Origin of the sequence: Bradyrhizobium cajani (assembly GCF_009759665.1) — a bacterium.
Taxonomy (GTDB): domain Bacteria; phylum Pseudomonadota; class Alphaproteobacteria; order Rhizobiales; family Xanthobacteraceae; genus Bradyrhizobium; species Bradyrhizobium cajani.
The window spans coordinates 24780-32260 of the sequence record NZ_WQNE01000059.1 but is presented as its reverse complement, the minus strand read 5'-3'; the positions used below and the strand labels follow the sequence as shown (position 1 = coordinate 32260).

7 protein-coding genes are annotated in these 7481 nt (G+C 66.5%); 4 read left to right on the top strand and 3 right to left on the bottom strand.

The annotated features are described in order from the left end of the window. The 3 genes from GPL20_RS37135 to mnmA all read right to left on the bottom strand — a co-directional run. Window positions 1-301: hypothetical protein (locus GPL20_RS37135; RefSeq protein ID WP_157337451.1), on the bottom strand; the 301-nt coding region annotated here is incomplete at its 3' end. A 46-nt stretch (window positions 302-347) separates the two neighbouring features. Then, window positions 348-986 carry a class I SAM-dependent methyltransferase gene (locus tag GPL20_RS37130; protein WP_157337449.1) on the bottom strand — a complete coding sequence of 213 codons (639 nt, stop codon included), beginning with the start codon at window positions 984-986 and terminating at the stop codon, window positions 348-350. A gap of 141 nt (window positions 987-1127) precedes the next feature. Continuing rightward, window positions 1128-2309, bottom strand: a complete 1182-nt coding sequence (mnmA, locus tag GPL20_RS37125) for a tRNA 2-thiouridine(34) synthase MnmA (RefSeq protein WP_157337447.1) — start codon at window positions 2307-2309, stop codon at window positions 1128-1130. Window positions 2310-2655: 346 nt separating this feature from the next. Here mnmA and GPL20_RS37120 point away from each other — a divergent pair, with 346 nt between their 5' ends. The 4 genes from GPL20_RS37120 to fliF all read left to right on the top strand — a co-directional run bounded on the left by GPL20_RS37120 (window position 2656) and on the right by fliF (window position 7441). Beyond that, the gene (locus GPL20_RS37120; protein ID WP_254124901.1) at window positions 2656-4254 is read left to right on the top strand and encodes a flagellar hook-length control protein FliK; all 1599 of its coding nucleotides are present in this window, start codon (window positions 2656-2658) and stop codon (window positions 4252-4254) included. Between the two features lie 13 nt (window positions 4255-4267). After that, window positions 4268-4975, top strand: coding sequence for a flagellar hook assembly protein FlgD (locus GPL20_RS37115; protein ID WP_157337443.1), 708 nt, complete (start codon window positions 4268-4270; stop codon window positions 4973-4975). A 397-nt stretch (window positions 4976-5372) separates the two neighbouring features. Beyond that, entirely contained in the window at window positions 5373-5648 is a 276-nt protein-coding gene (gene sciP / locus GPL20_RS37110) for a CtrA inhibitor SciP (protein WP_002714638.1), read from the top strand. Between the two features lie 182 nt (window positions 5649-5830). Beyond that, window positions 5831-7441, top strand: coding sequence for a flagellar basal-body MS-ring/collar protein FliF (gene fliF, locus GPL20_RS37105; protein ID WP_157337441.1), 1611 nt, complete (start codon window positions 5831-5833; stop codon window positions 7439-7441). Window positions 7442-7481: the final 40 nt, after the last annotated feature.

Sequence of the window (7481 nt, the reverse complement as noted above, 5' to 3'; positions counted from 1 at the left end):
GGGTAGTGCTGCCGGTGTCGGGGGCCGGGGCATGCATCTCGGGATCGACGCCGGCGGGCGGGCAGAGCACGCCGTCGGATTTGGCCAATTTGTCGCCGAGCAGTTCCCGGGATTGGCCGGTGGTCGTGCCGTCGGCCTGGCGGTTCGGGCGATCCTGGGGCGCGCAGTTGGCGGCGTGCTGCGGGGATGGCGGCGCGGTCTGCTGCGGCGGCGTCGCCGGTGCGGGCGGGGCCTGCGCGATCGCGCTGCCTGAGGCGGCGATCAGGAGGCTCGCCAGGATGATGTTTGATGTCGTGCGCATGGGAGGGAAACGCGCACCTCGCGCGGCCCGTTCCCTGCGCGCATGATCACGATTTGCGGTAACGGATCAGCGAAAAGTGCCCCATCGGCGGCATTGGCCGGCGCTCGGCGAGCGTGACGCCGCCGTGCCTTGCGGCCCAGTTGACGAGGCGCTCCCACGGAAATTCCGGGCGCCAACCGAGGCGGCGGGCAAGCGGCGCGAAGGCGAGCTCGGAGAGTTTTCGAAGACCCTTCTCGGCACCGATGTGGTTGACGAGGATCAGTTCGCCGCCGCTCTTGAGCACGCGCACGAACTCGTCGAGCGTGCCTTCCGGATCGGGCACGGCGGTGATGACATATTGCGCGACCACCGCGTCGAAGCAGCCGTCGGGAAAGGCGAGATTCTTGGCGTCCATCACCGAGAGCACTTCGACATTGCTCAAGCGAAGCGCACGCACGCGCGCCTGCGCCTTGCGCAGCATCGGCTCGGAGATATCGACGCCGCAGATCTTCGTCGTGCGCGAATAGTCCGACAGCGACAGGCCGGTGCCGACGCCGACGTCGAGGATTCGGCCGCCGATGCGGTCGGCCTCGGCGATCGTCGACTGCCGTCCGGCGTCGAACACCTTGCCGAACACGAGATCGTAGACCGGTGCCCAGCGGCCATAGGCCTTCTCGACCCCGGCCCGCGAGATGTCTGCTGCCATGCCCCCTGCCCTTACGCGAAACTTTGGAGAGTAATAGCCATTGGTGAGATCAAATCCAGCCCCGCGCACGGTCTGAGCCTCTCCCCAAGCGGGAGAGGGAGCGCACCTTCGGTGTCGCGAGAGTGCGATCTGATGTCACGATTAGCCGCGCACCGCTTCCGCCAACGGCCTCGCCGTGCTGCTCGCGACCTTCGCGGCTGCGCTCTGAATAAATCCGCCGCCGAGCACGCGCGCCTGCCCCGAGGGCGCGTCGTAGAACACGCAGGCTTGCCCCGGCGAGACGCCCTCCTCGCCGGCGACGAGCTCGACCTCGTAATGGCCATTGCCGCCGCGCAGCCACGCGGGCTGGGGGCTGCGGGTCGAGCGCACGCGCACGAACATCTCGAGGCCGCCTCCGATGGCGCGGTCGAGGTCACCGTCGCCGATCCAGTTGACGTCGCGCAGCACGATGCGGTGCATCTTCAAGGCATCGCGCGGGCCGACGACGACGCGGCGGTTGGCGGGGTCGAGCCGCAGCACGAACAGCGGCGCGGTCGAGGCGATGCCGAGACCACGGCGCTGGCCGACGGTGAAATTGGCGATGCCGTTGTGCCGGCCGAGCACGCGTCCCTCGAGGTCGACGATGTCGCCGGGATCCATCGCGTTCGGCCTGAGGCGGGTGATGATGTCGGTGTAGCGCCCCGTGGGCACGAAGCAGATGTCCTGGCTGTCGTGCTTGTCGGCGACCGCGAGACCAAAGCGCCGCGCGAGCTCGCGCGTCTCGGGCTTGGTCATGTCGCCGAGCGGGAAGCGCAGGAAGTCGAGCTGCTCGCGCGTGGTCGCGAACAGGAAATAGCTCTGGTCGCGATCGGCGTCGGCCGCGCACACCAGGGCGCGCGAGCCGTCGTCGAGACGGCGCGAGGCGACGTAATGGCCGGTGGCGAGCGCGTGGGCCCCTAACTCGCGCGCGGTCTTGAGCAGGTCGCGGAACTTGACCGAGCGGTTGCACTCGATGCACGGCACCGGCGTCTCACCGAGCGCGTAGCTGTCCGCGAAATTGTCGATGACGGACTCGCGGAAGCGGTCTTCGTAATCGAGCACATAGTGGGGAATGCCGAGCTTGGCGGCGACGTCGCGGGCGTCGTGGATGTCCTGGCCGGCGCAGCAGGCGCCCTTGCGGTGCGTCGCCGCGCCATGGTCGTAGAGCTGGAGCGTGATGCCGACGACGTCATAGCCTTCCGCCTTGAGCAGCGCAGCCGTCGTCGAGGAATCGACGCCGCCCGACATGGCGACGACGACCCTGGTGTCCTGCGGACGGCCTTCGAGATCCAGACTGTTGAGCATGGCCTTCAAGGTTGTGACGGCGGCGTTCGGCGATCTGCATTTCCTGTGCTTCTGACGGGACATATACGGTCCCTGAGGAACTTTGGTTCCCGCAGGGGCGGCCTGCCCGGTCGAAAGCGGCTGAGAGCACCTCTTTAATATAGGGGGGCTTTTGGTGAAGCAATCACGCCGGCGGCGAGGTTAGGGCAATTCTTGCCGGGGCGGCAGAAATAGCGGGGTCGGCAAGCGCTGCGCGGCACTGGCGCGAGCTCTACAAGACATTGATTTTCCTTAATAAACCTGCGTCGTGCGGAGCTGGCCCGCTCCTTGCTACCCCTTGTCCGAAGATGTTGTCGAGGGATCGCCTGTGGTAGGTCGGACGTCAGATGTAGTGGCCAGCGTGCCGACACCGAGCGCGCAGCAAAAGCCTGCGCGCTCGCAAGGCGCCAAAAACACCCCCGCCAACGACACTTTCGGCTCGCTGGTCGACAGCAACACGCAGGCGATCGGCAACAATGCGGCGTCGCAGGACACCGCGCCGCGCCGGACCGATTCTGCCGCGTCGTCCGCTCCCGACAGAGGCGCGCGCGACAGCGCCGACCAGCCCCCTCCGAGCAAGGCAAGCGACGACACCGATCCCTCCGGGCCTGCCAATGGCGACACGACGCCCGATCCGGCCAAGGCCGCCGGCAAGGCCAAGGACAAATCAGAGACGTCAGACAGCAAGTCGGCAGAGACGTCCGACGAGACCAAGGGCGACAAGACCGACGGCACCGATGGCCTTTCCGCCGCCGTCGACGGAGCGGCGACGGCGCAGTCCGACGCAACGCAGACCGCAACGCCTGATCCCAATGCGATCGTCGTGGCCGCGCCCGTGGTGCCGGCCGATCCGAATCCGGCTGCGAACGAGGCTGCCACCTCCTCGCCGCTGACGATCGCCGCTGCCGGCATCGCAGCCAGCGCCACCACCGCGGCGCAGATCGCAGGAACCAAGACGGATACCGCCACGCCGGGCGACAAGAGCGCAAAGACGGCGGGAGCCAAGGTCGATGCGAATACTTCGGCAACGCTGGCGGATGCCGCGACCGGTGCGACCGACCCGGCCGCAACCGACGCCAAGGCGAATGGCGGACTGATCGCCGCCGCCAGCCAGGGCACGCCGAAGGCCTCGTTCACGGCCGTCGCCACCGCGCAAGGACAGGCCGACGTCTCCAATATCGGCCAGGACACAGGCAAGGCGAACGCCGCCACGACGCAGACGCCTGGCGCGACCACCAACGCCGCGGCGCATCCGCAAGCCGCCAAGCCGCCGGCCGACGCCGGGGCGACCGACGCCAAGGCCGGTGCTGGCGACCGTGCCGCCGATGCGACCCCGGCTACGCCAACCACGCACGCCCACGCGGACACGCAGGCCATCGCCGCGCCGAGCGACACCGGCGCGCAGGCGGCCTCCGCGGTGCAGGCGCCGCTGACCAATACGACCTCGACAGCCTCCGCATCGACTGCGACGCTCACCGCGACGGCTGCAACCGCCACGGCCGTGCCGATCAGCGGCGTGCCGATCGAGATCGCCGCCGCCATTCGCGCCGGCAAGACCCGCTTCGACATCAGTCTCGATCCGGCCGAGCTCGGCCGCATCGATGTCCGCATCAATGTCGACCGCAACGGCCAGGTCACCTCGCACCTCACGGTCGAGAAGCCCGAGACGCTGTCGATGCTGAAGCAGGACGCGCCGCAATTGCAGCGCGCGCTCGACGATGCCGGCTTGAAGACCGGCAGCAACGGCCTCTCCTTCAGCCTGCGCGACCAGAATTCATCGGGCCAGAACTCCGGCCAGAACAACGACAATGGCGGCAATGCCCGCCGGCTGATCATCAGCGAGGACGACACCGTTCCTGCCACGCCCGTCGGGCGCGGCTACGGCCGCATGCTCGGATCGAGCAGCGGCGTCGACATCAGAGTGTGAGGAGTATCGAGACATGACCACCACGACTGGCGCCACTGCTCCCTCGGTCGTCTCCGGGACCACCGACATCCCGAAATCCTCGTCGAATACGTCGATGACCTCGTCGACGGGATCGACGCTCGCCGGCAACTTCCAGACCTTCCTGACGCTGCTGACGACGCAGCTCCAGAACCAGAACCCGCTCGATCCGCTCGACACCAACCAGTTCACCCAGCAGCTGGTGCAGTTCGCCGGCGTCGAGCAGCAGCTCAAGACCAACGACTCGCTCGCCCAGCTGGTCAGTCTCCAGCAGACCACGCAGGCGACCCAGGCGCTGGGCTTCGTCGGCAAGACCGCCGTGGTCGACGGCACGACCGCAACCATGAAGAACTCGTCGGCCACCTGGCACCTCAACGTTCCGACCAGCTCCAACGTCGAAATCTCGATCGCCAACAGCGCCGGCCAGACCGTGTTCACCGGCAAATACACCGCCGGTGTCGGCAGCGACATTCCGTTCACCTGGAACGGACAGGGCAATGACGGCACGCAATGGCCCGACGGCAAGTACACGATCACGGCGACCGGAAAGGACGTCGCGAACAACAATGTCGGCATCTCCGCGCAGGTGCAGGGCACGGTCTCATCCGTCGACCTGACCCAGTCGCCGCCGCTGCTCACGATCGACGGCGCCAGCTACACGCTGAGCCAGGTGAAGAGCATCATCGCCACCAGCAGCAATTAGGACGGACCACCGCAGCCACAAGTTCAGTGTCATCCCCGCGAAGGCGGGAATCCATAACCCCGGGGAGTGGTTGTAGCGCGCAGCTGGCAACTCCGAGTCTTCGTCAAACCTCTCCCTGCGGGCATGGGTCCCGGGCTCGCGCTACGCGCGCCCCGGGACGGCGATAGAGAGCCTTCAGAGAGCCTTGCGACACCACGCGCACGCTCTGTTTGTTAGTAAAGTATTTACCTTCTGCCCCGCTCGGCCGCTCGGACCATGGTGTCCAGCCCTCCGGGCCCGCGGTGTTCCAGCCAGTTTCAACGAGAATTGTATTGAAGCCTTAGGCTTAGCGGATTTTTAAGCCGCCGGGCGTAGGGTTACCGCGTGAGTTCAGTGGTTGAGAGTTTGTGAGTACGCCATGACAGAACCCCATCGCCCGAGGGTAAAATACGTCATCGGGCCGGACGGCAGTCCGCTGACGATTGCGGATTTGCCTGCACCCGGCACCAAACGCTGGGTCATCCGCCGCAAGGCCGAAGTCGTCGCCGCTGTCCGTGGCGGACTTCTCTCCCTTGAGGAGGCCTGTAGCCGTTATACCCTGACAGTCGACGAATTCCTCTCCTGGCAGTTTTCCATCGACCAGCATGGTCTGGCGGGTCTTCGCACCACCCGCATTCAGCAATATCGCCAGTAGGCGATCCGGAATCTGCGGCTTTTGATGAAAATCGGCCTCGCCCTGCGAGGCCGATTTTTTTCATGACGCTGACTTTTGTCCGATCCCTTAATCTTCGTTAACCATATCGAAACCATCCCCTAGGCAATAATTGCCCAGTCGGCCTTTCCAGTGAAAGCGGCCGAAGCTGTTGGGGCGGTTGCTTGCAAGGTCTGGTCGACTTCCTGAAAGGTATCGGTGCTGCCCGGTTCGGGGCGATGATCGCGGTCACCGCCGCGCTCATCGGCTTCTTCGCGTTCGTCATCCTGCGCGTCACCACGCCGCAGATGACGACGCTGTTCACCGACCTCAGCGTCGAGGACTCCTCCAGCATCATCAAGGACCTGGAACGCCAGGGCATCCAGTTCGAGATTCGCAATGAGGGCTCCATCATCATGGTGCCCAAGGACAAGGTCACCCGGCTGCGGATGAAGCTCGCCGAGGGCGGTCTGCCCAAGGGCGGCGGCGTCGGCTACGAGGTGTTCGACAAGTCGGACGCGCTCGGCACCACCTCTTTCGTCCAGAACATCAATCATCTCCGCGCCCTGGAAGGCGAGCTCGCCCGCACCATCCGCGCCATCGACCGCATCCAGGCCGCCCGCGTCCACCTGGTGCTGCCCGAGCGCCCGCTGTTCTCGCGTGAGGCACCGGAGCCGTCGGCCTCGATCGTTGTGCGGGTCCGCGGCTCGCTGGAAGCCCAGCAGATCCGCGCCATCCGCCACCTCGTCGCCTCGGCCGTCAACGGGCTGAAGCCGCAGCGGGTCTCGATCGTCGACGAAGCCGGCCAGCTGCTTGCCGACGGCGCCGCGACCGATCCGGAGCAGGCGGTCGGCGACGAGCGCCGTATCTCCTTCGAGAAGCGGATGCGCAAGCAGGTCGAGGACATCGTCTCCTCGGTGGTCGGCTCGGGCCGCGCCCGCGTGCAGCTCTCGGCCGATTTCGACTTCAACAAGGTCACCCAGACCTCGGACAAGTTCGACCCCGAGGGCCGCGTGCTGCGCTCGAGCCAGACCCGCGAAGAGCAGAGCATGACCGCCGACAACAACGGCCAGGTCACCGTCAACAACGAGCTGCCGGGCAACCAGCAGAACAACGGCGTCGCGGCCAAGGACCAGAGCAAGAAGACCGAGGAGACCAACAACTACGAGATCTCCCGCACCACCAAGACCGAGGTGACCGAGGCCGGCCGGGTCAACCGCATCTCGGTCGCGGTGCTGGTCGACGGCATCTATTCCAAGAACGAGAAGGGCGAGCTGGCCTATCAGGACCGCACCAAGGAGCAGCTCGACCGCATTGCCGCCCTGGTGCGCTCGGCGATCGGCTTCGACCAGAAGCGCGGCGACCAGGTCGAGGTCGTCAACCTGCGCTTTGCCGATGCCCCCTCCACCGCACCGATCGGCGAGCCGGGCGGCTTCCTCGGCATGCTCCAGTTCACCAAGGACGACGTCATGTACTTCGTCGAACTCGGCGTGATGATGCTGCTGGGCCTCGTCGTGCTGTTCCTGGTGATCCGGCCGCTGGTCAAGCGGATCCTTGCCTCCGACGAAGTCGCCGCCGCCATCTCGGGCGTGCTCGCCGGCCCCGCCTCGGAGGAAGCCGCCCCGGCCGCCGGTCAGGCGCTCCTGCCGGGCGGCGCCGCGAGCGCGATCGACGTCGCCACCATCCAGGGCCAGGTCCACGCCCAGTCCGTTCACCGCGTCGGCGAGCTCGCCGAGCGCAACCCCAACGAAACCGTCGCCATCATCCGCCAGTGGCTGGCCGAACCAGCCAAATGATCCAAGCCAAGTAATCCACGCCAAGTAGTCCACGCCAAGT

Excerpts from the sequence above, each read along its gene's own strand:
- GPL20_RS37130 (WP_157337449.1), bottom strand. The coding sequence starts at position 986 with ATGGCAGCAGACATCTCGCGGGCCGGGGTCGAGAAGGCCTATGGCCGC.
- mnmA (WP_157337447.1), bottom strand. The coding sequence starts at position 2,309 with ATGCTCAACAGTCTGGATCTCGAAGGCCGTCCGCAGGACACCAGGGTC.
- GPL20_RS37115 (WP_157337443.1), top strand. The coding sequence starts at position 4,268 with ATGACCACCACGACTGGCGCCACTGCTCCCTCGGTCGTCTCCGGGACC.
- sciP (WP_002714638.1), top strand. The coding sequence starts at position 5,373 with ATGACAGAACCCCATCGCCCGAGGGTAAAATACGTCATCGGGCCGGAC.